The sequence below is a fragment of the Pseudomonas sp. R3.Fl genome, assembly GCF_023516765.1.
GTDB lineage: Bacteria > Pseudomonadota > Gammaproteobacteria > Pseudomonadales > Pseudomonadaceae > Pseudomonas > Pseudomonas citronellolis.
In genome coordinates, this window is sequence record NZ_JAMGSO010000001.1 from 3,417,242 (window position 1) to 3,441,754 (window position 24,513).

Annotated in this window: 22 protein-coding genes; 9 read left to right on the forward strand and 13 right to left on the reverse strand. The window is 68.4% G+C overall.

The window, feature by feature from the left end; genetic code table 11:
* Window positions 1-332: 332 nt before the first annotated feature.
* The 6 genes from siaD to M8R19_RS15055 form a co-directional block, all read right to left on the reverse strand.
* Entirely contained in the window at window positions 333-1,130 is a 798-nt protein-coding gene (gene siaD, locus M8R19_RS15030; RefSeq protein WP_074980564.1) for a biofilm regulation diguanylate cyclase SiaD, read from the reverse strand.
* Window positions 1,131-1,134: 4 nt separating this feature from the next.
* Window positions 1,135-1,515, reverse strand: coding sequence for a biofilm regulation phosphoprotein SiaC (gene siaC / locus M8R19_RS15035; protein WP_074980563.1), 381 nt, complete (start codon window positions 1,513-1,515; stop codon window positions 1,135-1,137).
* 25 nt (window positions 1,516-1,540) lie between these two features.
* Window positions 1,541-2,083 carry a biofilm regulation protein kinase SiaB gene (siaB, locus tag M8R19_RS15040; RefSeq protein WP_074980562.1) on the reverse strand — a complete coding sequence of 181 codons (543 nt, stop codon included), beginning with the start codon at window positions 2,081-2,083 and terminating at the stop codon, window positions 1,541-1,543.
* 9 nt (window positions 2,084-2,092) lie between these two features.
* On the reverse strand, window positions 2,093-4,087 hold the full coding sequence (gene siaA / locus M8R19_RS15045; protein WP_074980561.1) for a biofilm regulation protein phosphatase SiaA: 1,995 nt from the start codon (window positions 4,085-4,087) through the stop codon (window positions 2,093-2,095).
* A 213-nt stretch (window positions 4,088-4,300) separates the two neighbouring features.
* Window positions 4,301-4,951, reverse strand: a complete 651-nt coding sequence (locus M8R19_RS15050; RefSeq protein ID WP_249918188.1) for an HAD family hydrolase — start codon at window positions 4,949-4,951, stop codon at window positions 4,301-4,303.
* Window positions 4,952-5,027: 76 nt separating this feature from the next.
* The gene (locus M8R19_RS15055) at window positions 5,028-5,570 is read right to left on the reverse strand and encodes a gamma carbonic anhydrase family protein (RefSeq protein WP_249918189.1); all 543 of its coding nucleotides are present in this window, start codon (window positions 5,568-5,570) and stop codon (window positions 5,028-5,030) included.
* Between the two features lie 78 nt (window positions 5,571-5,648).
* On the opposite strand from M8R19_RS15055, the gene prlC reads away from it, so the two are divergent.
* Window positions 5,649-7,694, forward strand: a complete 2,046-nt coding sequence (gene prlC / locus M8R19_RS15060; RefSeq protein WP_249918190.1) for an oligopeptidase A — start codon at window positions 5,649-5,651, stop codon at window positions 7,692-7,694.
* Window positions 7,694-7,960, forward strand: coding sequence for a YheV family putative zinc ribbon protein (locus M8R19_RS15065; RefSeq protein WP_249918191.1), 267 nt, complete (start codon window positions 7,694-7,696; stop codon window positions 7,958-7,960). Before prlC ends, M8R19_RS15065 begins: the two co-directional genes overlap by 1 nt.
* Window positions 7,961-8,216: 256 nt before the next feature.
* Here M8R19_RS15065 and M8R19_RS15070 read toward each other — a convergent pair whose 3' ends face one another.
* Window positions 8,217-10,730, reverse strand: a complete 2,514-nt coding sequence (locus tag M8R19_RS15070) for an EAL domain-containing protein (RefSeq protein ID WP_249918192.1) — start codon at window positions 10,728-10,730, stop codon at window positions 8,217-8,219.
* Window positions 10,731-11,049: 319 nt separating this feature from the next.
* Between M8R19_RS15070 and M8R19_RS15075 the strand changes: the two genes are divergently transcribed.
* The 4 genes from M8R19_RS15075 to M8R19_RS15090 all read left to right on the forward strand — a co-directional run bounded on the left by M8R19_RS15075 (window position 11,050) and on the right by M8R19_RS15090 (window position 16,535).
* Window positions 11,050-12,621, forward strand: coding sequence for an inorganic phosphate transporter (locus tag M8R19_RS15075; protein WP_283939641.1), 1,572 nt, complete (start codon window positions 11,050-11,052; stop codon window positions 12,619-12,621).
* Between the two features lie 166 nt (window positions 12,622-12,787).
* Window positions 12,788-13,849, forward strand: a complete 1,062-nt coding sequence (locus tag M8R19_RS15080; RefSeq protein ID WP_249918194.1) for a PA0069 family radical SAM protein — start codon at window positions 12,788-12,790, stop codon at window positions 13,847-13,849.
* 248 nt (window positions 13,850-14,097) lie between these two features.
* Window positions 14,098-14,814: a carbonic anhydrase gene (locus M8R19_RS15085; protein ID WP_043269908.1), complete on the forward strand. Its 717-nt coding sequence runs from the start codon at window positions 14,098-14,100 to the stop codon at window positions 14,812-14,814.
* Window positions 14,815-14,990: 176 nt separating this feature from the next.
* Window positions 14,991-16,535: a SulP family inorganic anion transporter gene (locus M8R19_RS15090; protein ID WP_249918195.1), complete on the forward strand. Its 1,545-nt coding sequence runs from the start codon at window positions 14,991-14,993 to the stop codon at window positions 16,533-16,535.
* Window positions 16,536-17,026: 491 nt separating this feature from the next.
* Here M8R19_RS15090 and M8R19_RS15095 read toward each other — a convergent pair whose 3' ends face one another.
* Entirely contained in the window at window positions 17,027-17,608 is a 582-nt protein-coding gene (locus M8R19_RS15095) for an alpha/beta hydrolase (RefSeq protein ID WP_061560337.1), read from the reverse strand.
* A 188-nt stretch (window positions 17,609-17,796) separates the two neighbouring features.
* Between M8R19_RS15095 and M8R19_RS15100 the strand changes: the two genes are divergently transcribed.
* Window positions 17,797-18,012 carry a DUF3079 domain-containing protein gene (locus M8R19_RS15100; RefSeq protein ID WP_249918196.1) on the forward strand — a complete coding sequence of 72 codons (216 nt, stop codon included), beginning with the start codon at window positions 17,797-17,799 and terminating at the stop codon, window positions 18,010-18,012.
* A gap of 1 nt (window position 18,013) precedes the next feature.
* Here M8R19_RS15100 and M8R19_RS15105 read toward each other — a convergent pair whose 3' ends face one another.
* Together M8R19_RS15105 and M8R19_RS15110 are read right to left on the reverse strand one after the other, a co-directional pair.
* Window positions 18,014-18,661: a gamma-glutamylcyclotransferase gene (locus M8R19_RS15105; protein WP_249918197.1), complete on the reverse strand. Its 648-nt coding sequence runs from the start codon at window positions 18,659-18,661 to the stop codon at window positions 18,014-18,016.
* A gap of 262 nt (window positions 18,662-18,923) precedes the next feature.
* On the reverse strand, window positions 18,924-19,286 hold the full coding sequence (locus M8R19_RS15110) for an NADH:ubiquinone oxidoreductase (RefSeq protein ID WP_249918198.1): 363 nt from the start codon (window positions 19,284-19,286) through the stop codon (window positions 18,924-18,926).
* 74 nt (window positions 19,287-19,360) lie between these two features.
* Here M8R19_RS15110 and M8R19_RS15115 point away from each other — a divergent pair, with 74 nt between their 5' ends.
* Together M8R19_RS15115 and M8R19_RS15120 are read left to right on the forward strand one after the other, a co-directional pair.
* Complete coding sequence (locus M8R19_RS15115) at window positions 19,361-20,329, forward strand: CobW family GTP-binding protein (RefSeq protein WP_249918199.1); 969 nt, start codon at window positions 19,361-19,363, stop codon at window positions 20,327-20,329.
* Window positions 20,330-20,396: 67 nt separating this feature from the next.
* Window positions 20,397-21,413, forward strand: coding sequence for an energy transducer TonB (locus tag M8R19_RS15120; protein ID WP_249918200.1), 1,017 nt, complete (start codon window positions 20,397-20,399; stop codon window positions 21,411-21,413).
* 373 nt (window positions 21,414-21,786) lie between these two features.
* On the opposite strand, the gene M8R19_RS15125 is transcribed toward M8R19_RS15120, so the two are convergent.
* From M8R19_RS15125 to M8R19_RS15135, 3 genes are read right to left on the reverse strand one after another with little or no spacing between them, the layout of a single operon-like run.
* The gene (locus tag M8R19_RS15125) at window positions 21,787-23,745 is read right to left on the reverse strand and encodes a DUF7844 domain-containing protein (protein WP_249920183.1); all 1,959 of its coding nucleotides are present in this window, start codon (window positions 23,743-23,745) and stop codon (window positions 21,787-21,789) included.
* Complete coding sequence (locus tag M8R19_RS15130) at window positions 23,745-24,080, reverse strand: DUF2388 domain-containing protein (RefSeq protein WP_009614751.1); 336 nt, start codon at window positions 24,078-24,080, stop codon at window positions 23,745-23,747. The genes M8R19_RS15125 and M8R19_RS15130 overlap by 1 nt, the downstream gene beginning before the upstream one ends.
* A gap of 40 nt (window positions 24,081-24,120) precedes the next feature.
* Window positions 24,121-24,414, reverse strand: a complete 294-nt coding sequence (locus tag M8R19_RS15135) for a DUF2388 domain-containing protein (RefSeq protein WP_009614749.1) — start codon at window positions 24,412-24,414, stop codon at window positions 24,121-24,123.
* Window positions 24,415-24,513 lie beyond the last annotated feature (99 nt).

Consider the following 24,513-nt stretch of genomic DNA (forward strand, 5'->3'; position numbering starts at 1 on the left):
GGGTGATTGCGATGGGGGTTCACCTGTCGCTTTGGTGCTTGAGATTGGCTCCGCCCCTCTCCCTAACCCTCTCCCTGAAGGGAGAGGGGACCGTTCGGTGTGCGCGGGTATTTCGGCGTTAGCCGGTTAGCGCGAAGTTTCCGACTGACGCCAAGCCTTCTCTCGGCACGGACAAGCCCCCTCTCCCTTCAGGGCGGGGCGCGCAGCCGAGGGCTGGGGAGAGGGTGCGGAGGTGACCTGAGACACCCATGCCACCGGCAAGCACCGTTCGCGAGCAAGAACTGGGCGTCCCCCTCGCTCCTACGAACAGCCGTCAGGCCACAGGACGTAGCTCAACCACTCGCCACAGCACTGGCCACGCACTTGTCCCGCCCGCTGCGCTTCGCCTCCAGCAGCGCCGCATCGGCCCGGCTGAGTGTCTGCGAGTAGCTCTCGCCCAGGCGGTATTCGGCCACGCCGAAGCTGGCGGTCACCGACAGCGCCTCGGTACCCACGCGCACGGCCAGCGAGCGGATGTCCTGGCGCACCCGGTCGATCACCTGGTCGGCGTCGGCCATGGCGGTTTCCGGCAGCAGCAGGAGGAACTCCTCGCCGCCCCAGCGCCCGCACAGGTCGTACTGGCGCAGCGCGGCCTGCATGGTGCAGCCGATCTCCACCAGCACGCGGTCGCCCACCTCGTGGCCCCAGTTGTCGTTGACCTGCTTGAAGTGGTCGATGTCGAGGATCACCAGCACGTAGGGCTTGCCGCTGCGCTGGGCGCGCTCGCTTTCCTCGCGCAGGCGCTCCATCAGCAGGCGGCGGTTGCCGATGCCGGTCAGCGGGTCGTGGGTGGAGGCCTCGCGCAGCGCCACGTTGAGGTCGCGCATCATGTTCTGGTAGCGGTCGGAGATCCGCGCCACCTTCTCCAGCTGGCGCAACTGCTTGTGGTAGCGCTCGGACAGCGTCGAGTTCTGCGCCCGCGCCATCGACTGGAAACCGTCGGAAATCCGCGCGATGCGCTCCAGGCGCGCGAGCTGGTCGAGGGACTGCTGGTGCTTGAGGAACAGCGCCTCGCGCAGCGGATGGTCGAAATACTGCGGGTCGGCCAGCAGCTCCTCGATCAACAGGTCCAGCTCGCGTTCGCTGTTCATGGCATCACTCGTCGTAGGGCTGTATGACGAACGGGAAGCTACAGTCTTCGCGGAATTCCTCGGCCAGTTCGGCGACGCGCTCGTTGCGGCGGTCGTAGTGCCAGCTCACCTGGGTCTTGCGGCCGCCGGTGTGGGCCTCTTCGAGCAGGTCGAAGATATCCATCATCGCCTTGATCGAACTGGTATTGAGGTATAGCAGACGCAGGTCCAGGGCCAGCGGGCGCTGTTCCTCGGCGAGGAAGCGCTGCACCCATTCGATCACCTGGCCGAAGAGTTCGTAGGAGTTCTCGGGATAGGAGTCGCCCTGCATGGCCAGGACGCCGGCTTCCCAGTCACCGTGGATCGACGGGGTGGACTGGGTGCCGCTGATGTGAAGGTCACTCATACCTTTGTATTCCTGAAACGCGTGGTCAGATCACGGCGCGCAGACTGAAGAACGCGCGCCCATCGGGTTGTTCGGTAAGGGAGGTCTGCAAGGGCATGCCGGACTTGCGGGCGATGTCCAGCAGGCCCAGGCCGGCACCGCTGCTGACCCCGGAATCGCGCGGGCGGCGCAGCTGCTCCTTGTAGGCCGCCTTGAGCTGGGCCTTGTCGAGCCCGGCGATGGCCTCGATGTTGCGCACCAGCTCGCGGCCGTCCGCCAGCTCCACCAGGTTGCCGGCGGACACCACGTAGTGGCCGTCGTCGTCGCGGGCGATGGCCACGGTGGCCGAGGCGTCCTGGTCGCCGTAGCCACGCTGGGTGGCGTAGTGGCGGATGTTCTGGGTCATCTCGATGTAGACCGCGAAGACGTCCATGGCCTCGCTGGGGTGCGCCTGCTCGGCCTGCATGTAGTTGCGCAGGGCGTGGCCGATCTCCTCGATCAGGCTGCGCGAGATCGGGCCGTTGAAGCACAGCAGGATGCGTTGTCGGGTGTAGCTTTCACGCATGGCCAACAGGTCTAGTGTCTCCATGGCGTACTCCTACTCGAATCGGAAGGACAGGATGGTGATGTCGTCGCGTTGCGGCCGTTCGCCCTGATAGTCCGCCAGGGTAGCGGCAAACACCCGCGCCTGCTCGGCCAATGGCAGACGTGAATGACGGCGCAGCAGTTCGGCGAAGCGGCTGTTGCCGAAACCGAAGCCGTGCTCGCCACCGGCCTGGTCGAGGAAGCCGTCGGTGCACAGGTAGAAGGTCCAGCCCGGCTCCAGCGGCAGCTGGATATTCTCGTACTCGCCCTGGCGTTTGTCGCCGATGGCGCGTCGGCCGCCCTTGTATTCGCGAACCTCGTCACCATTGCTGGCGAACAGCGAGATCTTCGCCCCGGAGAAATGCAGCAGCCGGCGGCCGTGGTCGACGCGCACGAAACCGGCGTCCATGTTGGTGGCCAGGGCCTGGGTCACCCGCTCCTGGCTGATCATGCCGCGCATCACCTGGTCGGTCTCGCGCAGGATCGACGCGGGGTCGTGGCTCTGCACGCTGTCGATGGCGTGGTCGATGGCGGCCAGCGCCAGCATGGTCATGAGAGCGCCGGGCACGCCGTGGCCGGCGCAGTCGACCACGCCGATCAGGCTGTCCTCGCTGCCTTCGCGGTAGATGTAGAAGTCGCCGCCGACCACGTCGCGCGGCTTCCACAGCACGAAATGGTGCTGGCCGAGGGACGACTGCAGTTGGCGGTCGGGCAGGATGGCGCGCTGGATCAGGCTGGCGTAGTCGATGGAATCGCCGATCTTCTTCTGCGCCGCGGCCATCTCGCGGTTGGCCTGCTCCAGGGCCTGGGTGCGCTGGCGCACCTTGTCCTCCAGGTCCTCGGTGTGCCGGCGGACCTGGTTGGCCATGCTGGCGAAGGCGTCGGACAGCTCGCCGATCTCGTCGCCGCGGGACTTGGGCAGCGGGTTGTCGTACTGCCCGGCGGCGATCGCCTTGGCCGACTGGCGCAGCCCGCGCAGCGGCTTGAGCAGCAGCAGCTCGACGGTGTAGGCGAAGCCGATCAGCAGCAGCGCCAGCAGGCCCAGCAGGGTGCCCGCCAGCGGCCAGATCCAGCGGCTGTCGAGCACCTGCGCGGCGTGCAGGTCGACGGCGCTGAGCACGTGCCAGCGCAGCTCGGGAATGTACGCGGTGGCCAGCAGCTGCCGCTTGCCGTCGAGGGTGGCCCAGAAGGTGCGCACCTCGCCCGGGTGCGCCTGGGCGTCGTCCAGCACCTGGCGCAGGCCCTTGCGTTCCTCGTCGCTGGCCAGCAGGTCGAAGACCCGGTGGCCGCCGTTGTCGGCGGTGCCGGCGCCGGAGCTCAGGGCGATCAGCTTGCGGTCCGGGTGCGCCTGGATGGCGCCGTCGGCGTCGACGATCATCGGCGTCACCCCGGGCTCGCGGCGCGAAATGAACTGGTCGAGGAAGGCGGTCAGGTCCAGCCCGCCGCCGGCCAGGCCGACCTTGTGGTTGCCGGCGATGACCTGGACGTTGAACCAGACCTTGGTGGCGCGCAGCTTGGCGTCGTAGTTGACGTTGATGTTGTAGGGGCTGTCGCTGGCCATGGTCGCGAAGTACCAGGCGTCCTGCGGGTCGTCGCGGCTGAGGGTGTAGCGCGGGGCGTTGGACAGCGGCGAGGTGGAGTCGTTGAAGTAGTAGTGCAGCGAGGAGTCGACGATGACGAAGTAGGAATACTCGCCCTGGTCGCCGCGGTAACCGTCGGCCTCACGGAAGAAGCGCGTGCGCCGCTCGGAACTGCTCTCGTCCAGCAGCCAGTCCTGGGTCACCACCGACTCGGCCAGGCGCCGCGACAGCGACAGCTCGCGGATCACCGGGGCGAGGATCTTCTGCTGGTTGAGCAGGGTGAAGTTCTTCGCATAGGCCAGGCCGAAGTGCGTACGGATGTCCTCCATCGCCTTCCAGCCGAGCAGCACCGCGGGAACCAACGCCAGAACGCAGGCCAGTAACAGCGCTACCACCGATTTGCCGCGCAATCCCCATCGTGCCGCCATGGCTGTCCCCAGAAATCCCGTTCGCCGAGTCAGTGTCGTTCTTTTGGCGAAAGCGCAATTGTGCAGGCGAGCCTTTCCCCAGGCAATGCAAATTAATGGCTATTTGCCATATTTTTGACGTCATCCGACTGACTCATTCTAGACGCGATTTCCCCCACCGCCACGGCGCCCCCGCAGCGGCACGGGGAGGCGGTCCTCCCGGGGTCTTGCGCCTCAGCCGGCGGCGAAGGCCGCGCGCAGTTCGCCCAGGTTGGCGAAGTAGTGCGCCGGGCTTTCGGCCAGCAGCTCCTCGCGGCTGCCGAAGCCATAGCCGACGCCGGCGGCGCTCAGGCCGTTGCGGTGCGCGCCGATCAGGTCGTGCTTGCGGTCGCCGATCATCAGCGTCTGCGCCGGGTCCAGGCCTTCGAGGCGCAGCAGGTGCTCGATCAGCTCCACCTTGTTGGTGCGCGTGCCGTCCAGCTCGCTGCCGTAGATCACCTTGAAGTGCCGGGCGAAGTCGAAGTGCCGGGCGATCTCGGCGGCGAACACGGTGGGCTTGCTGGTGGCGATGAACAGCGTGCGGCCCTGGCCGCCGAGCAGCGCCAGCAACTCGCCGACGCCATCGAACACCCGGTTCTCGTACAGCCCGGTGTCCTTGAAACGCACCCGGTAATGGTTCACCGCCTCCCAGGCCCGCGCCTCGTCGAAGCCATAGGTGCTCATGAAGCACTGCAGCAGCGGCGGGCCGATGAAATGCTCGAGCTGGCGCAGGTCCGGCTCGTCGATGCCCAGCTGCGCCAGGGCGTACTGGATCGAACGGGTGATGCCCTCGCGCGGGTCGGTGAGGGTGCCGTCGAGGTCGAAGAGGATGTTCTGGTAGTGCATGGGAACTCACTTGGGCTGGGCCGGGCGCAGATTGACGCTGACGCCGCCTGGCGAAAAGAGATGACTGACGGACGGCCTACCCGGCATAGCCCTCGGCAATATGCTGATCCTTCAGCTTCACATAATTGCCCGCGGTATAGGCGAAGAAGGACCGTTCCTTGTCGCTCAGCGGCCGGGCCTTCTTCGCCGGGCTGCCGACGTAGAGGAAACCGCTTTCCAGCACCTTGCCCGGCGGCACCAGGCTGCCGGCGCCGAGGATGACTTCGTCCTCTATTACCGCGCCGTCCATGACGATGCAGCCCATGCCGACAAGCACGCGGTTGCCGACGCTGCAGCCGTGCAGCAGGACCTTGTGGCCGACGGTCACTTCGTCGCCGATGGTCAGCGGGAAGCCGTCGGGGTTGTAGGGGCCGGCGTGGGTGATGTGCAGCACGCTGCCGTCCTGGATGCTGGTCCGGCTGCCGATGCGGATGCGGTGCATGTCGCCGCGGATGGTGACCAGCGGCCAGACCGAGCTGTCGGCGCCGATTTCGATGTCGCCGATAAGCACGGCGCTGGGGTCGACGAAGACGCGTTCGCCGAGTTTCGGCGTTTTACCCTGATACGAACGTATGGCCACGATAGTTTTCCTTCAGGCTGCGGATGCCGTCGATTGTATTTAAGATGGCCGGGTGTTTCCTCAGCCAAGGTTGCCACCGTGAGCGCGAATCCCCTTCTGCAGTCCTACGACCTGCCGCCCTTCTCCGCCATCCGCCCCGAGCATGTGAAGCCGGCCATCGAGCAGATCCTCGCCGACAACCGCGCCGGCATTGCGCGCATTCTCGCCGAACAGGGCGCCAACCCCAGCTGGGACGGCCTGGTGCTGGCCATGGACGAACTGCACGCGCGCCTGGGCGCGGCCTGGAGCCCGGTGAGCCACCTCAACGCCGTGTGCAACAGCGCCGAGCTGCGCGAGGCCTATGAAGGCTGCCTGCCGATGCTCTCGGCCTACTGGACCGAACTGGGCCAGAACCGCGAGCTGTTCAAGGCCTACGAGGCCCTGGCCGCCAACCCCGCCGCGGCGAACATCGACGTGGCGCAGAAGACCATCCTCGAGCACGCCCTGCGCGATTTCCGCCTGTCGGGCATCGATCTGCCGGCCGAGCAGCAGAAGCGCTACGCGGAAATCCAGGCGCGCCTGTCCGAGCTGGGCAGCCGCTTCTCCAACCAGCTGCTGGACGCCACCCAGGCCTGGACCAAGCACGTCACCGACGAGGCGGCCCTGGCCGGCCTGACCGATTCGGCCAGGGCGCAGATGCAGCAGGCCGCGCAGGCCAAGGGCCTGGACGGCTGGCTGATCAGCCTGGAATTCCCCAGCTATTTCGCGGTGATGACCTACGCCGACGACCGCGCCCTGCGCGAAGAGGTCTACGCCGCCTACTGCACCCGCGCCTCCGACCAGGGCCCCAACGCCGGGCAGAACGACAACGGCCCGGTGATGCAGGAAATCCTCGACCTGCGCCAGGAGCTGGCGCGCCTGCTGGGCTACGCCAACTTCTCGGCGCTGTCGCTGGCGACCAAGATGGCCGAATCGCCCGAGCAGGTGCTGCACTTCCTGCGCGACCTGGCGGTGCGCAGCAAGCCCTACGCCCAGCAGGACCTCGACCAGCTCAAGGCCTACGCCGCCGAGCAGGGCTGCGCGCAACTGCAGAGCTGGGACTCCGGCTACTACGGCGAGAAGCTGCGCGAGGCGCGCTACAGCGTGTCGCAGGAAGCGCTGCGCGCGTACTTCCCGGTGGACAAGGTGCTGTCCGGCCTGTTCGCCATCGTGCAGAAGCTCTATGGCATCCAGATTCGCGAGCTGCATGACTTCGAACGCTGGCACCCGGACGTGCGCCTGTTCGAGATCGAGGAGAACGGCCAGCACGTCGGGCGCTTCTATTTCGACCTCTACGCCCGCGCCAACAAGCGCGGCGGCGCCTGGATGGACGGCGCCCGCGACCGCCGCCGCGACGCCGCCGGCCAGCTGGTCGCTCCGGTGGCCTACCTGGTGTGCAACTTCACCCCGGCGGTGAACGGCAAGCCGGCGCTGCTCACCCATGACGAAGTGACCACGCTGTTCCACGAATTCGGCCACGGCCTGCACCACCTGCTGACCCGTGTGGAACACGCCGGCGCCTCGGGCATCAACGGCGTGGCCTGGGACGCGGTGGAGCTGCCCAGCCAGTTCATGGAGAACTGGTGCTGGGAGCCCGAGGGCCTGGCGCTGATCTCCGGCCACTACGAGAGCGGTGCGCCGCTGCCCCAGGACATCCTGGAGAAGATGCTGGCGGCGAAGAACTTCCAGTCCGGCCTGATGATGGTGCGCCAGCTGGAGTTCTCGCTGTTCGACTTCGAACTGCACACCAGCCACGGCGACGGCCGCAGCGTGCTCGACGTGCTCAATGGCGTGCGCGACGAAGTGGCGGTGATGCGCCCGCCGGCGTACAACCGCTTCGCCAACAGCTTCGCGCACATCTTCGCCGGCGGCTACGCGGCCGGTTACTACAGCTACAAGTGGGCGGAAGTGCTGTCGGCCGACGCCTTCTCGCGCTTCGAGGAAGAAGGCGTGTTCAACCCGCAGACCGGCGCGGCCTTCCGCGAGGCCATCCTGGCCAAGGGCGGCTCCCAGGAGCCGATGGCGCTGTTCGTCGCCTTCCGCGGCCGCGAGCCGTCGATCGACGCGCTGCTGCGCCATTCGGGCCTGACCGGGGAGGCTGCGTGATGGCCGAGGTGAAGAAGCGCTTCATCGCCGGCGCGGTATGCCCGGCCTGCAGCGAACAGGACAAGATCCTGATGTGGGACGAGGACGGCGTGCCGCACCGCGAGTGCGTGGCCTGCGGTTACGCCGACACGCTCAATGCCCAGGGGCAGTCGGTGCCGAAGGAGTTGGCTACGCGGGTCAATACCAGCGCGTTGAAGAAGCCGGATGATCCGAAGGTGCAGGGGGTGCAGTTCTTTCCTAATCCGAAGTTGAAGAAGAAGGATTGAGGTTGCTGGGGGCTATCGGTGCTGGGGGTTAGAGCGCCCTCTCCCTAACCCTCTCCCTGAAGGGAGAGGGGACCGTTCGGCAGAAACGGTTGCTCTGGCGTTAGCCGACAGCTCCGGTGGTTTCCAGCTGGAACCATACCTTCTCTCGGCACGGACTAGCCCCCTCTCCCTTCAGGGAGAGGGCTGGGGAGAGGGAGCGGAGTCAACCCGACATGCCAGAGCCACCGGCAAACCTGGTTCGCGAGCAAGCTCGCTCCTACAACCCTCTTCCCCTCCTCACCAACCACTCCTCCAGCGCCGCCGCCGGCAACGGCCGCGAGAACAGGTAGCCCTGGGCCACCGGATAGCCCTGCTGGCGCAACAGCTCCAGTTGCGCCTCGTCCTCCACCCCTTCGGCGACCACCATCAGCTCCAGGCTGCGGCCGATGTTCATCACCGCGTCGGTCAGCGCCTGCGCCGCCGCGCCGGCGTTCAGCTCGGCGACGAAGCTGCGGTCGAGCTTCAGTTCGCTGATCGGCAGGCGGTGCAGGTAGCCGAGGCTGGAGTAGCCGGTGCCGAAGTCGTCCATCGACAGGCGCACGCCCAGGCCGTGCACGGCGCGGAGGATGTCGAGGGTCGCCGGGTGGTTGTCCAGCAGCATGCCTTCGGTGATCTCCACCACCAGGTCGGTGCCGGCCAGGCCGTTGCGCTGCAGCAGGTCCTGCAGGCGGGCCGGCAGGTCGGGGTCGCGGAAGTCGGCGGGGGACAGGTTGACCGCCACCGCCGGGATGTGGATGCCGCGCCGGCGCCAGTCGGCCAGTTGCCGGCAGGCCTCGCGCAATACCCACTGGCTGAGCTCGCCGATGATGCCGCACTCCTCGGCCAGGGGGATGAAGCGGTTCGGCGCCACCGCGCCGAGTTGCGGGTGGCGCCAGCGGGCCAGGGCCTCCACCGCGTGCACGCGGCCATCGTCCAGGCACACCTGGGGCTGGTAGTGCAGGCTCAGCGCCTGGCGCTGCACGGCCTCGCGCAGCGCGCTTTCCAGGGCCAGGCGTTCCTGGGCGCGCTGGTTCATCTCTTCGCTGAAGAAGCGGTAGCTGCCACGCCCGCCGTTCTTCGCCTGGTACATGGCGATGTCGGCGCGGTGCAGCAGCGTCTCCATGTCCCGGCCGTTGCTGGGGAACAGGCTGATGCCGATGCTCGCCAGGGTGATCAGGCTGACGCCGCCCACCCGGTGCGCCGGCGCCAGGCGGGCGAGGATGCGCTCGGCCACCTGCGAGGCGAGCAGGCCGCCGCAGTGCGGCAGCACCACCACGAACTCGTCGCCCGACAGGCGCCCCACCAGGCCCTGCTCGCGCACCACGTCCTGCAGGCGCGCCGCCACCAGGCGCAGCAGCTCGTCGCCGGCCGGGTGGCCGAGGGAATCATTGATCTGCTTGAAGCGGTCCAGGTCGATGAACAGCACCGCCATTTCCGCCTCGTCGTTTTCGATGCGCGTCATCGCCTGCTCGGCCTCGGCCAGCAGCAGGCTGCGGTTGGGCAGGCCGGTCAGGGTGTCGTAGAAGGCCAGTTGGCGGATGTGCGCGCGAGCTTCCTCGCGCTCCAGGGCCAGGGCGCAGAGGGGCAGGCTGACGTCCACCAGGCGCAGGTGCAGCTCGTCCGGGCCGCGGCACTGTTCGTAGTAGAAGGCGAAGGTACCGATGACGCGGCCCTCGCTGTTCTTGATCGGGCTCGACCAGCAGGCTTTCAGGCCCAGGGGCAGGGCCAACTGGCGGTAGTCGTCCCACAGCGGGTCGCTGGCGATGTCGCTGACCATCACCGCCTTGCCCCGGTAGGCCGCGGTGCCGCAACTGCCGGCGCGGGGGCCCATGCGCGCGCCCTCGATGGAGTGCGAGAAGGTCTCCGGCAGGCTCGGCGCGGCCAGCGGGTGCATGCGCCCCTGGGCGTCCACGCGCAGGATCGAGGCCTTGACCTCCGGGGCGATGCGCTCCACCTCGCGGCACACCAGGTCCATCACGTCCACCAGCGGGCGCTCGCGCACCAGGGCGTCGAGCACCTTGTTCTGCAACACCTCGTGCAGCTTGGTGTGAGTGATGTCGGTGAGCAGCATCACCGAGTTCACCGGCTGGCCGCGGGCGTCGAGGATGGGGTTGGCCACCACCGAGCACCACAGCGGCCGGCCGATCAGGTCGCGCACCAATTCCTCGCTGCGAAACAGCCCGGCGCCGGCCTGGCGCCAGCGCCGCACGCTGGCCTGGGGCACCTGCAGCAGCTCCGAGGGGTAGCGCCCCTGGGCCTGCTCGGCGTTCCAGCCGAACATGCGGCTGAAGCCGGCGTTGACGTAGAGGATGCGCCCCTCGCGGCCGGTGACGATGACCGCGTTGTCGGTCTCGTTGGCGGCCAGCGACAGCACGTCCATCTGCTCGCGCTGGCGGCGCTGCAGGGTGCAGTCCTTGATGAAGGCGGCGAGCAGGCGCTTGCCGTCGAACTCGATGTGCGAGATCGACATCGAGCCCCACAGCCGGCTGCCGTCGCGGCAGCGCATGGGCACCTCGCTGCGGCTGCCGACTATGCCCTCGGTGTCCAGGCTGGCGTCCAGGCGCGGGCGCACCTCCTGGGGCAGCAACAGGCCGACGTCCTGCCCCAGCACCGCATCGCGGGAATAGCCCCAGAGGCGCTCGGCGGCGGCGTTGAACAGCAGCACGCGGTTGTGCTCGTCCAGCACCACCACGCCATCGATGGCCTGTTCGAGAATCTGCGCGAAGACATCCGGGAGCTGGTCGTAGGGCATGGCTGGCATCCATCTCGGAAACGCACTTGGGCTTTCTTCCTGCATGACAGTGCCCTCGGGTGGCCCACCAGGAAAGCGTAGTGGCTGAAATACTGGCACGGCTAATAGCCATTTGACATATCGCCTGGACCGCCTATCTCGGAAACATTGGAGAACCGCAGCGCCGCCCGGCGGACTAGGCTATTAGGCATTTGCAGGAAGGAGCCGCCAGTGCCCCCTCGCCCCTCCCCCGACACCACAGTCTCCGACAGGGAGCACAGCGGACGTGCTTGACCGTTACCACCTGCTCCAGTCCCTGCGCGCCACGCGCGTCTCGCGCATGCCGGTGAACCCGGTGCTGCAGGAGGTGGCCACGCCCACCGGGCAGGCGCTGTTCTTCCTCCTGCTCGGCGGCGGCCTGGTCTACACCTTCGGCAACCTGGCCCTGGACATCCTCGCCCAGGGCGGCCAGCTGCGCCCCAGCGGCACCCTGCTGGTGCTGGCCCTGGCGCTGCTGATCGCCCTGGGCTTCGAATTCATCAACGGCTTCCACGACACCGCCAACGCAGTGGCCACGGTGATCTACACCAACGCCCTGCCGCCGCAGGTGGCGGTGGGCTGGTCGGGGTTGTGGAACCTGCTCGGCGTGCTCTTCTCCAGCGGCGCGGTGGCCTTCGGCATCGTTACCCTGCTGCCCCTGGACCTGCTGCTGCGGGTAGACAGCGCCGCCGGCCTGGCGATGATCTTCGCCCTGCTCGGCGCCTCCATCCTGTGGAACCTCGGCACCTGGTGGCTGGGGCTGCCGGTGTCGTCGTCGCACACCCTGATCGGCTCCATCGTCGGCGTGAGCCTGGCCCACGGCGTGCTGAGCGGCGAACTGGGCATCGACGGCAGCGCCTGGGAGCAGCTGCAGAAGGTCGGCTACGCGCTGCTGCTGTCGCCGCTGCTGGGCTTCCTCGGCGCCGGCCTGCTACTGCTGGGCATGCGCGCGGTGGCACGGCGCAAGACGCTGTTCAGCGCGCCCCAGGGGCGCCAGCCGCCGCCACTGGGCATCCGCGCACTGCTGGTGCTGACCTGCACCGGGGTGTCCTTCGCCCATGGCTCCAACGACGGGCAGAAGGGCATCGGCCTGATCATGCTGATCCTCGCCGCGCTGATGCCGCTGAGCTTCGCCGTCGACCGCGGCCAGGCGCCGGCCCAGGTGCAGCAGCTGCGCGAACTGGCGCACCGGGCCGAACTGCAGCTGCGCCGGCTGGCCCCGGAAGATATCCCCATGGCCCCGCGCCGGGTGCTGCTGGACTACCAGAGCGAGCAGCGCCTGACCCCCGAGGTGCTGCCGGCGCTGGCCGCGCAACTGCACAACATAGGCACGCGCCTGCGCGGCCACGGCGACCTGAGCGGGCTGCCCGACGACGAGGTGCTGGCGCTGCACAACGAGCTGTACCTGAGCGTGGAGACCATCCGCCAGCTCGACCGCACCGAGCAGGTCTTCGACGTCGACACCTGGAGCACCCTGCAGGCCCTGCGCGACCGCAGCCTGGACACCGTCCAGTTCATCCCGCCGTGGGTCAAGGTGGCGGTGGCCCTGGCCCTCGGCCTGGGCACCCTGGTGGGCTGGCGGCGCATCGTCACCACCGTCGGCGAGGGCATCGGCAAGCAGCCGCTGACCTACGCCCAGGGCGCCAGCGCGCAGCTCACCGCGATGCTCACCATAGGCGCGGCGGACATCTACGGCCTGCCGGTGTCCACCACCCAGGTGCTCTCCTCCGGCGTCGCCGGGACCATGACCGCCAACGGCAGCGGCCTGCAATGGCAGACCATCCGCAACATGCTGCTGGCCTGGGTGCTGACGCTGCCGGCGGCGATCTGCCTGGCGGCGTTGCTGTACTGGTTGTTGCGGGTGTTGATCTGAGGTCGGCGGGGGTTCGCGAGCAAGCTCGCTCCTACAGGAGCGGGCATGGCACCGCCGCTTTTCGTAGGAGCGAGCTTGCTCGCGAACCTCGCACCATCCATCGCCGATGGGCTGCCATTCTTTCCGGAATACTGTATTTATATACAGTAAACTCTGGAGTCAGCCCATGTCCTCTCCCCTGCCGCCGCGTGGCCGCGGCACCGCCAGCAATCCGCACAACCGCTTCGCGCCGACCCGCAGCGAGGCCGAGGACGACGGCTGGTACCAGGACGAGGCGCCGCCCTGCCGCGCCACCGAGGTGCGGATGGAGCAGGCGAAGACGGTGATCAGCCGCAACCAGTCGCCGGACGTCGGCTTCGACCGCTCGATCAACCCCTACCGCGGCTGCGAGCACGGCTGCATCTACTGCTTCGCGCGGCCCAGCCACGCCTACTGGGACCTGTCGCCGGGCATCGACTTCGAGACGCGGCTGATCGCCAAGACCAACCTCGCCGAACGCCTGGAAGCGGAGCTGAGCAAGCCCGGCTACGTGCCGCGGCCGATCGCCCTGGGCATCAACACCGATGCCTACCAGCCGCTGGAGCGCGAGCAGCGCCTGACGCGCCAGGCGCTGGAAATCCTGCTGCGCTTCCGCCACCCGCTGCACATCATCACCAAGGGCTCGCTGATCCTGCGCGACCTCGACCTGCTGGGCGAACTGGCCAGCCTCAACCTGGTCAGCGTGGCCTTCAGCCTCACCACCCTGGACAACGAGCTCAAGCGCATCATGGAGCCGCGCACCGCCAGCCCCGGCGCGCGCCTGCGCGCCATGCGCACCCTGCACGAGCACGGCGTGCCGGTCAGCGCGGTGCTGGCGCCGATGATCCCGATAGTCAACGACATGGAGCTGGAGCGCCTGCTGGAAGCCGCCCGCGACAACGGCGCGCGTTCGGCCGGCTACATCCTCCTGCGCCTGCCGCTGGAGATTTCCGAGCTGTTCCAGCAATGGCTGCAGGCGCACTTCCCCGACCGCGCCGAGCACGTGATGAGCCTGATCCGCCAGAGCCGCGGCGGCAAGGACTACGACAGCCGCTTCGGCACGCGCATGCGCGGGGAAGGCGTGTTCGCCGAACTGCTGGCCAAGCGCTTCCAATTGGCCGCCCGCCGCCTCGGACTGGACCGCCGCGACTACGGTGGGCTGGACTGCTCGCTGTTCCAGGTCCCCCGGGCGCAGATGAGCCTGTTCTGAGGCGGCGCATTCACATCATCGGGCCATGATAGCTTGTCGGCATCATCGGCGATCTTGCCTCAAAAACATCTGTAACGTGCGAGATAGAGCGATTATTTAATTTTTGATTAATCTTCCTTGTCTAGGGTTGCGTGAACAGGATGACCCCACGGTCACGAAAGTCATTTCCCATCGTTTGTGCCTTTTCGCCAGGCGCGAGACGTCGGCAAGCATGGGAAAATCCATCGACACTCTTCGAGGCTCATGCAATGAACGACAAATCGCACGGTGAGGAGCACATCACGGAGAATGCCGACGAGGCCCTGCGGCGCATCGTCGAAGGTTTCCGCCAGTTCCGCCAGGAAGTCTTCCCGCAACAGGAAGCGCTGTTCAAGAAGCTCGCCCATGCGCAGAACCCGCGCGCCATGTTCATCACCTGCGCGGATTCGCGCATCGTCCCCGAACTGATCACCCAGAGCTCGCCGGGCGACCTCTTCGTCACCCGCAATGTCGGCAACGTGGTGCCGCCCTACGGGCAGATGAACGGCGGCGTGTCCACCGCCATCGAATTCGCGGTGATGGCCCTGGGCGTGCAGCACATCATCGTCTGCGGCCACTCCGACTGCGGCGCCATGAAGGCCGTGCTCGACCCGCAGACGCTGGAGCGCATGCCCACGGTGAAGGCCTGGCTGCGCCACGCCGAAGTGGCCAAGACGGTGGTCGAGCAGAACTGCGGCTGCGCCAGCCACGACACCCTGGACATCCTCACCGAGGAGAACGTGGTGGCCCAGCTCGACCACCTGAAGACCCACCCCTCGGTGGCCGCGCGCCTGGCCAGCGGGCAGTTGTTCATCCACGGCTGGGTCTATGACATCGAGACCAGCCAGATCAAGGCCTACGACGCCGAGGTGGGCCATTTCCGCCCGCTGGACGGCGAAGGCCCGATGCCCATGGCGACGCCGCGCCCGCGCTACTCGCAATCCTGACCCTCACGGGCACGGCGCCCACCTCCACAACGGCAGCCGTGCCCGCTTCCTGACCTGACACCTGCCCGAACCCCGCGCCGGCCCGCCGGCGCGTCCTGACAACCTGCGCGTGTCGATGCCGCTGACCCGGCGTCGTGGGCTTTCTCGCGCCCGAAAAAGCCAAGGAGGACAGCGCCATGCCCGTTCCCCAACCCCTTCATGCGCCCCTGCGCGCCCTCAAGGACAACCTGCCCCGCGACCTGCTGGCCTCGGTGGTGGTCTTTCTCGTCGCCCTGCCGTTGTGCATGGGCATCGCCATCGCCTCCGGCATGCCACCGGCCAAGGGCATGCTCACCGGCATCGTCGGCGGCCTGGTGGTCGGCCTGCTGGCCGGCTCGCCGCTGCAGGTCAGCGGGCCGGCGGCGGGCCTGGCGGTGCTGGTCTTCGAACTGGTGCGCAGCCACGGCATGGCCATGCTCGGGCCGATCCTGCTGCTGGCCGGGCTGATCCAGCTGATCGCCGGGCGCCTGCGCCTGGGCTGCTGGTTCCGCGTCACCGCGCCGGCGGTGGTGTACGGCATGCTCGCCGGCATCGGCATCCTCATCGTGCTGTCGCAGATCCACGTGATGCTCGACCTCCAGCCACAGGCATCAGGGCTGGACAACCTGCTGGCCTTCCCCGGCGCCCTCGCCGCCTCGCTGGGCAACGGCCCGCAGGCCCTGGCCCTGGGCCTCGGCACCATGGCGCTGAGGTGGAGCTGGGAACGCTTCCGCCCGGCGCGCCTGCGCTTCCTGCCCGGCGCCCTGCTCGGGGTGAGCGCGGCGACCCTGGCGAGCCTGGCGCTGCCCATGGACGTACTGCGGGTGGAAGTGCCGGAACAGCTCAGCCAGGCCATCGACTGGGTCCGCCCGGCCGACCTGCTGCGCCTGGCCGAACCCGAGCTGCTGCTGGCGGCCCTGGCGGTGGCCTTCATCGCCAGCGCCGAGACGCTGCTCTCCGCCGCCGCGGTGGACCGCATCCACCAGGGGCCGCGCTCGGACATGGACCGTGAGCTGTCCGCCCAGGGCGTCGGCAACCTGATCTGCGGCCTTCTCGGCGCGCTGCCGATGACCGGGGTGATCGTGCGCAGCTCGGCCAACGTGCAGGCCGGCGCCCGCAGCCGCCTGTCCGCCATCCTCCACGGCCTCTGGCTGCTGGCCTTCGTCGCCCTGCTCGGCGGGCTGCTGCGGCAGATCCCCATCGCCAGCCTGGCCGGGGTGCTGGTCTACACCGGGCTCAAGCTGGCCGATCCCAAGGCGCTCACCGGCCTGCTGCGCTACGGGCGGATGCCGGCGCTGGTGTACCTGGCCACGGCTTTGGGCATCGTCCTCACCGACCTGCTCACCGGCGTACTGGTGGGCTTCGCCCTGACCCTGCTCAAGCTGGCGCTGAAGGCCGCGCGGCTGAAGGCCAGCCTGCACTACAACGGCGCCGGCGACGAAGCCGAGCTGCGCCTGGTGGGCGCCGCCACCTTCCTGCGGGTACCGCAGCTGGCGCGCCTGCTGGACCAGGTGAAGCCGGGCACCACGCTGCACGTGCCGCTGCAGCACTTGCGCTACATCGACCACGCCTGCATGGAACTGCTGGAGGACTGGGGCCGCGCCGCGGCGGCCAAGGGCTGCCGGCTGAGCCTGGAAAACCATGGCCTGCGCCGCCGCCTCGAAGGCCGCGCACGGCGCGAGGCGGGAGCGGCAGGCTCGTAGGATGGGTTTCTGCTGTCATGCCGCGACACGCATGACACCGGCCTGGCGGCCGGATCGCGGATGAGATCCGCTCCTACACCGCTCTACGAGCGCCATTCTCTTCGGAGCCTGCGGTCCCCTCTCCCTCCGGGAGAGGGCAAGCCCGAGCACCATTCCCATGTAGGAGCGCGCCCTGCGCGCGAAATCGCGGGCAGGGCCCGCCTACACCTCCAGGGAAGCACGGCTTTTCGTAGGATGGTGTTGAGCGAAGCGATACCCATCACCACGGCAGCATGGGTATCGCAAGCTCAACCCATCCTACGAAGAGCACATCGGCGCAAGACAGTTGCTCCTACCGTATGGGCAAGGCACGGCCTCTCGTAGGAGCGAGCTTGCTCGCGAACCGCATGGCACCGCGCTTGTTCGCGAGCAAGAACTAGGCGTCCCCCTCGATCCTACGAAAAGCACCTCGGCGCAGCTGGAAAGACAGTTGCCCCTACATTCCGTCTCGCTCAGGCCCGGCGGCGTTCGCGCTGGTCGATCAGGTACTGCAGGCGGAACAGGTGACGGTAGCCGGCTTCCCAGGCCCCATGACCGGACTTCACATTGATGTGCCCGGCATCCGGCAGGATCAACGTCTCGGCGCCCCAGGCGCGGCCCAACTGCAAGGCGCGCTGCGGACTGCAGGCGGCGTCGTTGTCCGAGCCCACCAGCACGCTGGGAAAAGGCAGGGCGTCCAGGGCGATGGGGGCGAAGTTGCGCAGCGCCGCGTGGCAGGTCTCGCGCTCGACGTCGGCGGGCGCCACCAGCAGGGCGCCTGCCACCTGGGCCAGGGCCCTGGGCCCGGCGCGGCGGGCCCAGGAAGCGACGGTGACGCAGCCCAGGCTGTGGGCGATCAGCACCACGCGGCCGGGCTGGCGGCGGATCTCGCGGTCCAGTTCGGCAACCCAGTCGACATGCCGCGGCGTCACCCAGTCGCGCTGTTCCACCCGCGAGGCGTTGGGCAGCGCGCGCTGCCAGTGGCTTTGCCAGTGCTCGTCCTCCGAGCCGTGCCAGCCGGGCACCAGGACATAGCGGACGCGTTCGCTGCGCATGGGTTCATCCCCCTGAAAGTCGTCATGGGGAGGCAGTGTAGGTGGGCTTCGTCAATAAATTAAGGAATAAAAAATGCTTTGCTTATGCCGCATTTGCTTATTCCCGCACTTCTTGATTCGCGACAAGTACGCAGGGGGCTGGAAGGCGTTGAATCGACGCTGGGCCCACTCCCTCCAGGCAATTCCCCATGGCGAAGAAATTCCCCCTGCACCCCGCCCACCCCGAACGCATCTGCTGGGGCTGCGACCGCTACTGCCCGGCCTCGGCCATGGGCTGCGGCAACGGCTCCAGCCGCACCCAGCACCCCGTCGAGATCTTCGGCGAGGACTGGGCGGACGAATCCGCCTGGGGCCTGGACGAGACGCCCGCACAACCGATCGAGGTGCGCCAGCCGGCGCCCTGATTCAGCCGGAAGCCTTGGCGCAGCAACGCGCCAGCAAGGCTTCCAGGTTCAGGTCGGGCATGGCGCAGGCGCGCAGCGCGCTGACCGTCTGCTCGACGTATTCGCGGGTGGTGCCGAAGTGCCCCTGGGCGCTGTCGAACACGCGCTGCACGACGCTGTCCGGCAGCGAGCCGGCGTAGCTGGGCAGGTGGCGTTCGAGGACGAAGCCCAGGGCGCGCACCCGGCGGCCATCCTCCAGGCGGCAGCTGAGCCATTCCGGGCGGTAGGAGGCGTAGGGCATCTCGCGCTGCCAGAGGGCGAACAGGTTGGCGTCCAGACCGTCGTCGGGCAGCCGGTAGGCGAAGCCGCCGCAGGAGCCGCCGCGGTCAAGGCCGAGCACCAGGCCGGGCATCTCCGGGGTGCCACGGTGGGTCAGCGACCACAGGTAGAGTCCGCGGTGGTAGCCGTGCACCCGCGCACGGCTGGCCTCGGCCACCGGGAACTCCGGGCGCCAGATCAGCGAGCCGTAGGCGAACAGCCAGACGGCGCCGCCGTCGTGCTCGGCCATGGTGATTTCCAGCGAGGCGCGCAACTGCTCCGCGCTGAGTCGTTCCGGCGCCCCCAGCGCCGGTGGATAGAAGGGGCCGTCCAGGTTCATAGACGTGCTCATGCGTAACCCCCAAAGGTACCTCACGCTCTGAAAACTTAGCGGATGTGACCTTTTGACAGAAGGGCCAACTGCGCAAGACACCTTTGCGCGGACGAACGGCGATACCGCCGGTCCGGATGGCGAAAACGCGGGAAATAGAGTCGGAAAAAAGAGGGCCGCGCGGGGCGGCCCTATCACCAAGATCTTTGCTGGCGTGGGGTGCCAGTGGGTGTGAGGTACCCGACCAGCAGTAGAACAGCCGCCCATGACAGGCGCATGACGGTCACTTGCCGGCGTGCCATTGGCCCTTGCTCTGGCTTTCGCAGAACGGCTGGAGGAAGCGCGCGTCGCTGGCCACGCCGTAGTAGTGGATGTCCTGGCGGTAGGGGCTGTTGGGCACCTGGGCGTTGTTGCAGACGCCGAAGGCGCCGCTGGGGCAGGCGTCGGCGTAGGTCACCTCGACCTGCTGGTCCTTCAGCTGCGGCTGGCAGAAACCCTCGTGGAACAGCTTCGCCGGGATGCTGCGGTTCTGCTGGCAGACCTTCACGTCGAGGTTCTTGCCGCGGCTGTGCACCACGCAGGCTTCGGCGTGGGCAAGGGCTGGCAGGGCGAGGCAGGACGACAGGAACAGGGCCGGCAGACGCATGAAAACGGGGTCCTTTGAGCGAAGGGCCGACTCTAGCGCTTTTCCCCGCCCTCGTCAGGCGGCAACATGGCGCCATGCTCGAACAGATTCCCACCCATGTGATCGGCGGCCCACTGGGCGCCGGCAAGACCAGCCTGATCCGCGACCTGCTGGCCCAGCGCCCGCCTGGCGAGCGCTGGGCGGTGCTGGTCAACGAATTCGGCCAGGTCGGCCTGGACGCCGCGCTGCTGGCCACCGACGCCGACGGCGTGGCCATAGGCGAGGTGGCCGGCGGCTGCCTGTGCTGCGTCAACGGCGCGCCTTTCCAGGTCGGCCTCGCCCGCCTGCTGCGCAAGGCGCAGCCGCAGCGGTTGTTCATCGAGCCCTCCGGCCTCGGCCACCCGCGTACCCTGCTGCGCCAACTGGGCGAGGCGCCCTGGCGCGGCGTGCTGGCGCCACAGCCGCTGCTGCTGGTACTGGATGCCGCGGCGCTGGCCGCCGGGGCCTCGCTGCCGGAGGCGCAGCAGGACGCCCTGGCCGATGCCGCGCTATTGGTGCTGAACAAGAGCGAAGGTCTGGATGAAGAGGCCCGCGAGCGTCTGCAAGCCAGCCTGCCGGCGTTGCCGCTGGTGTGGACCGAGCAGGGGCGCCTGCCCTTCGCGAGCCTGCCGTTCGTCGCTGGGTTCGATTCGGCAACGACGACGGAACTGCCGGCCCCCGCGGCCGAACTGCCGGTGCTGCTCACCCGCGCCGCGCCCCTGCGGCAGGTGCACAGCGATGGCGGGCACCAGGCTGTCGGCTGGCGCCTGCACGCCGACTGGCGCTTCCGCCGCGCGGCGGTGGAGGCCTGGCTGACCGGCCTGGACGGCTTGCTGCGGGCCAAGGCGGTGCTGCATTGCGAGGACGGCTGGCAGGCCTGCAACCGGGTCACGGGCGCCGAGCCCTGGCGGCCCAGCGCCTGGCGACGGGACAATCGGCTGGAGCTGATCTTCGCCGAAGAGCAGGATTTGCAGGCGCTGCAGCAGCAAATGTTGACCTGTGCCTGGTTGCCGGATGGCCAATAAGGTTGCCATACCCGGGGCGAATGATAATAATTATCAGATTCTGGTCATTTCCCCACAGGCTTCTCCCATGGCGCCATCGCAATCGCGCTCGCCGGCGGGCTCCGCGCTCGTCGCGTCCGCCGCGGAACTTCCTTCGTCTTCCGACAGCGACGAAGGACTCTCGCTGCCCTGCGTCAGCGCCCAGCGTGGCAATGAAGCCAACCTGCGTCTGGTGGACTGCTCCGGCGCCCGCCGCGACGAGGAAGTGCCCGTCTCCGAACTGCTGATCCCCTACGCCGCGCCGGTGGAGGGCGTGGAAGAAGCGGAGCAGCCGCCCCAGCAGGCGGGCTGGTGGAAGTCTTCCGGGCTGTCCGTGGTGCTGCACCTGGCCGTGGTCGCCGGCCTGGTCTGGGCCGTGCCCAGCCCCGACGAGCTCAACCTCGGCCGTGGCGAAGTGCCGACCATGCAGGTCAGCGTGGTGCAACTGCCGCCCAAGCCTGAACCGGTGAAAGAACCGCCGGCCGCCGCGCCCGAGCCGCAGCCGCCGCAACCCACGCCGCCGGAGCCGGTGGTCGAGCCGCCCAAGCCAGAGCCGCCGAAACCCAAGCCCAAGCCGGTGGAAAAGGCGGTGCCGAAGAAGGCACCCAAGCCCAAGCCGAAACCCAAGCCCGAACCCGAGCCGGCCGAGGAAGCCCAGGCCGAGCCGACGCCGCCCGCCCCGCCGCCGCCTCCGGCCGCGCCGACCGTGGGCCAGAGCACCCCGGGCGCCCAGGCCGCCCCGACCGGCACCCAGGGCCCGGCCGGCCTGCCCACCGGCAGCCTCAACGACAGCGACATCAAGCCGTTGCGCATGGAGTCGCCGAAATACCCGCTGATGGCCCAGCGCCGCGGCATCGAAGGCCACGTGAAGGTGCTGTTCACCATCACCGCCGACGGCCGCATCGACGACATCCAGGTGCTGGACTCCTCGCCGCCGCGGATGTTCGACAACGCCGTGCGCCAGGCCATGGACACCTGGCGCTTCGAGCCGCGCATCAGCGGCGGCCGGATCGTCGCGCGACAGGCGACCAAGGTCTTCTACTTCAAGCTGGAGGGGCGCCGCTGAGGGGGTCTTCTGCTGGTGAAAAAAACGCGCCTTTGGGCGCGTTTTTTGTTTGGGGTGGTGGGTGTTGTAGGAGCGAGCTTGCTCGCGAATGGTGCCACCCGGTTGCTCGGGTGCGTCGAGTGAGCCTTTACCCTCTCCCCAGCCCTCTCCCTGAAGGGAGAGGGCTGGGGAGAGGGTGCTCTTCAGGACACGCACCGAAACCATCAGGCAGCGTTCCATTCGCGAGCAAGCTCGCTCCTACAACGTGCTCCCCTGCAGCCCGTAGGATGGGTTGAGCGAAGCGATACCCATCACCAGGCTCCGATGGGTTTCGCAAGCTCAACCCATCCTACGAAAAGCGCTTTGGCGCAGTCGGTCTTACAGAAACAGCCCCTCAAGGCAACTCAAACCCACCCGCCGCCTTGTGCAGCGCCCGCAGGTGCGCACCAAGCTGCTTGAGATTGGCCTCCAGCGCCTGCAACTCCTCGCGGCGTTGCGGCTCCAGCAGCGCGCGGACCTCCTGGTCGAGGTTGTCGCTGAGCTGGCGCAGGCGGGCCTGGCGGGCCTGGGTCTGCTGTTCCAGGCGCGTCGACTCGCCCGGCTGCGGCAGGCCGTAGCCGCTGTCCAGCAGCTCCGCCGGTTGGCTGAGGAAGCCGCTGTCGTCGAGGATCTGCTGCAGCGTCTTGCCCGCCGCCACCATCTTGGGGTCGGCGCGGGCGTCGTCGCGGTGGCCCAGGTACAGGCGCTTCAGCTCGTCCTGGGCCAGTTGCAGTTGGCGCCGCAGCGAAGCCTGTTCCAGCAGCAGCATGGCGGCGCTGGCGCGCAGGTCGGCCTTGTCGAACCAGGCGCGGCGCTCGCTGGCGGGCAGGGCCAGCCAGTCCTCGACCTTGGCCTGGGGAATGTCCAGGCGCTGGCGCAGCACCTCGAACATCGCCTGGTAGCGGTCGCGGAAGGAGTCGAAGCGGTAGCCCAGGCGCAGCGCGCGCTTGGGATCGTCGAGCACGCTGGCGTCGGCCAGGCCGCGGTTCTCCAGGATCTGCACCACGCCGTTGGGGGTGATGCTGTCGAGGTCCTGCAGGCGCGGGTCGGGGACGCCGCTGCGCAGCAGCTTGAGGGTTTCCACCGCGCAGTTGTTGGAGATGAAGTAGTAGTTGCCGTCGTAGCCCCAGTGCACCTGCATGGCCCGCTCCACCAGCTCGTCGATCTGCTGGCGATTGAGCTTGAGCGGGATCGAGGCCAGGCTGCGCAGCTCGATCTTGGTGTATTCCTCGATCACCTGGGACAGCGGCAGGACGAACAGCCGCGACGGGTAGGAGCCGGTCAGGCCATCCCAGCTGGACAGCTGCAGGTCGCCGACAAAGGCGCGGTAGGACAGCACCAGGTGCTGGTCCAGGTCCAGCCGGCAATCCGAGCCGCGCGGCCGGCCCGGGGCGCAGACCACCAGGCGCAGCATGGCGTGGCCCCAGCGGCTCATCCACTGGTCGTTGGCCTCGGCCAGCAAGTAGTCGACCTCGTAGACGCGCTCCGGGTCCAGCCTGCCCAGCGGCTGGTGGCCGAAGTCGCGGCCGGCATTGAGGTAGGCGAAGGACGGCGCGCAGGCCTGGCGCTGCGGGCGCTCGCCGAAGCGCTCGGCGTAGTAGCGGTACAGCGCCGGGCGACGGCAGGCGTAGCTGGGGTCGAGGACGAAGTACTCCATGTTCACCGCGACGAACTCGCGCGGGTTGCTCAGCTCGTAGCGGTCCGGGCTGCGCAGGACGAAGCGGTTGTCGTGCTCGCGCTGGCCGCGCTTGCCGGCCAGTTGCGGCCAGCCGGCGAGGTCGAGCAGGCGCGGGTCGTCGGAGAGGGTGAAGCGGCGGTTGGCTTGGCCGCGGCACTCGGCGCCCTCGCCGATGCGTCCGATGCTGTCCTGCTGGCGCGTGCAACGCTGGATCAGCCGGGCCTCGGCAGGCAGCCAGAGGCGGCCGCGGTCGTACAGGTGGGTCAGCTCGTGGACCACCGTGGCCTGCAGTTCGCGGCGCAGGGTGCCGTGGCTGCGGCCGGTCTTGATAGTGGCGGCGCTGCCGTCGGTGAGGGCGGCCAGGTACTTGCGGTTCAGCGCGATGGCGCCGGGGCGCAGGGCCTGGCCCATGCCGTTGCCCGGCAGGTCGTCGCGCCATTGCACCTCGACGCGGCGGTCCAGGCCCTGGACGAAGAGTGGCGGCAGCGCCTGGCGGACGTCATCCAGCAGCTGCTGGCTGGCCTGGTGCTGCGCCGGGGCGAGGCCGTCGGGCAGCAGCTCAAGGCGCAGGTCGGCCTGGGCGCCGGCGGCGACGAGCAGGCCCAGTGCCGCCAGAGCGCGGCGGCCGCGGGGGATCACAGAGCGAGAATGGCTTCAGCCAACTGCTGGTCGGAGGCGTCGCGCGCATCCGGCACCTTCTCGCGGACCACCTTCAGCGCCGCTTCCAGCTGCGCGCCGCGGATGGCGCCTTCACTGGCGACGAAGCTGGCGGCGTCGTCGCGGGCCTCGCGGACGATCTTCATGTCGCGGATCGAGGTGGTGGTGTCGGAGGTGAAGTCCACGCTGCGGCCGATGGCGTTGGTGGTGATGTTGAACAGGCGGATGACCGACTGGGCCTGGGCGCTGGAGGCGCAGGCGGCCAGCAGCAGGCCGAGGATCAGGGGGCTCTTGGGGATCGAGCTGAGGCGCATGGGAGTCTCCGAAACGGCAGCGGGCGCTGCTCACGACTGACTATTGGGCAAGAATGGCTTCGGCCAGTTCCCGATCGTTCGCCGCGAGCTCCGGATGCTGTTTGCGCAGCCAGCGCAACGCCTGTTCCAGGCGCGCTCCGCGCACCCGGCCGTCGGTGGCGATGTAGCTGGCGGCATCATCGCGGGCGGCACCGAGCAGTTTGTTCTCGAAAGGCGTACTGGTGACTTTGCTGGTCACGTAGCTGCTGCCGGCGACGAACATGGTGGTCTGTTCGAAGGCCAGCACGGGGGTGGCCAGGCAGAGGCCGGTGAGCAGGAATAGCAGGCTGCGCATGGGCTATGGCGATCGGAAAAGCACAGCCGACAAGGCTAACGGAATGTGCCGGCAAGAGCCAGCCTTGCAGGCCCGGTAGACGCTCTGAAAAGGCGCCTC

What these genes read in the sequence shown, in the direction of transcription:
- M8R19_RS15070 (WP_249918192.1), bottom strand. Translation starts at nt 10,730, where the DNA reads ATGCCCTACGACCAGCTCCCGGATGTCTTCGCGCAGATTCTCGAACAG.
- M8R19_RS15090 (WP_249918195.1), top strand. Translation starts at nt 14,991, where the DNA reads ATGCCCGTTCCCCAACCCCTTCATGCGCCCCTGCGCGCCCTCAAGGAC.
- M8R19_RS15065 (WP_249918191.1), top strand. Translation starts at nt 7,694, where the DNA reads ATGGCCGAGGTGAAGAAGCGCTTCATCGCCGGCGCGGTATGCCCGGCC.
- M8R19_RS15115 (WP_249918199.1), top strand. Translation starts at nt 19,361, where the DNA reads ATGCTCGAACAGATTCCCACCCATGTGATCGGCGGCCCACTGGGCGCC.
- siaC (WP_074980563.1), bottom strand. Translation starts at nt 1,515, where the DNA reads ATGAGTGACCTTCACATCAGCGGCACCCAGTCCACCCCGTCGATCCAC.
- M8R19_RS15105 (WP_249918197.1), bottom strand. Translation starts at nt 18,661, where the DNA reads ATGAGCACGTCTATGAACCTGGACGGCCCCTTCTATCCACCGGCGCTG.
- siaA (WP_074980561.1), bottom strand. Translation starts at nt 4,087, where the DNA reads ATGGCGGCACGATGGGGATTGCGCGGCAAATCGGTGGTAGCGCTGTTA.
- M8R19_RS15050 (WP_249918188.1), bottom strand. Translation starts at nt 4,951, where the DNA reads ATGCACTACCAGAACATCCTCTTCGACCTCGACGGCACCCTCACCGAC.
- M8R19_RS15095 (WP_061560337.1), bottom strand. Translation starts at nt 17,608, where the DNA reads ATGCGCAGCGAACGCGTCCGCTATGTCCTGGTGCCCGGCTGGCACGGC.
- siaD (WP_074980564.1), bottom strand. Translation starts at nt 1,130, where the DNA reads ATGAACAGCGAACGCGAGCTGGACCTGTTGATCGAGGAGCTGCTGGCC.
- M8R19_RS15080 (WP_249918194.1), top strand. Translation starts at nt 12,788, where the DNA reads ATGTCCTCTCCCCTGCCGCCGCGTGGCCGCGGCACCGCCAGCAATCCG.
- M8R19_RS15110 (WP_249918198.1), bottom strand. Translation starts at nt 19,286, where the DNA reads ATGCGTCTGCCGGCCCTGTTCCTGTCGTCCTGCCTCGCCCTGCCAGCC.
- M8R19_RS15130 (WP_009614751.1), bottom strand. Translation starts at nt 24,080, where the DNA reads ATGCGCCTCAGCTCGATCCCCAAGAGCCCCCTGATCCTCGGCCTGCTG.
- M8R19_RS15075 (WP_283939641.1), top strand. Translation starts at nt 11,050, where the DNA reads ATGCCGGTGAACCCGGTGCTGCAGGAGGTGGCCACGCCCACCGGGCAG.
- M8R19_RS15085 (WP_043269908.1), top strand. Translation starts at nt 14,098, where the DNA reads ATGAACGACAAATCGCACGGTGAGGAGCACATCACGGAGAATGCCGAC.
- M8R19_RS15135 (WP_009614749.1), bottom strand. Translation starts at nt 24,414, where the DNA reads ATGCGCAGCCTGCTATTCCTGCTCACCGGCCTCTGCCTGGCCACCCCC.
- M8R19_RS15100 (WP_249918196.1), top strand. Translation starts at nt 17,797, where the DNA reads ATGGCGAAGAAATTCCCCCTGCACCCCGCCCACCCCGAACGCATCTGC.
- siaB (WP_074980562.1), bottom strand. Translation starts at nt 2,083, where the DNA reads ATGGAGACACTAGACCTGTTGGCCATGCGTGAAAGCTACACCCGACAA.
- M8R19_RS15120 (WP_249918200.1), top strand. Translation starts at nt 20,397, where the DNA reads ATGGCGCCATCGCAATCGCGCTCGCCGGCGGGCTCCGCGCTCGTCGCG.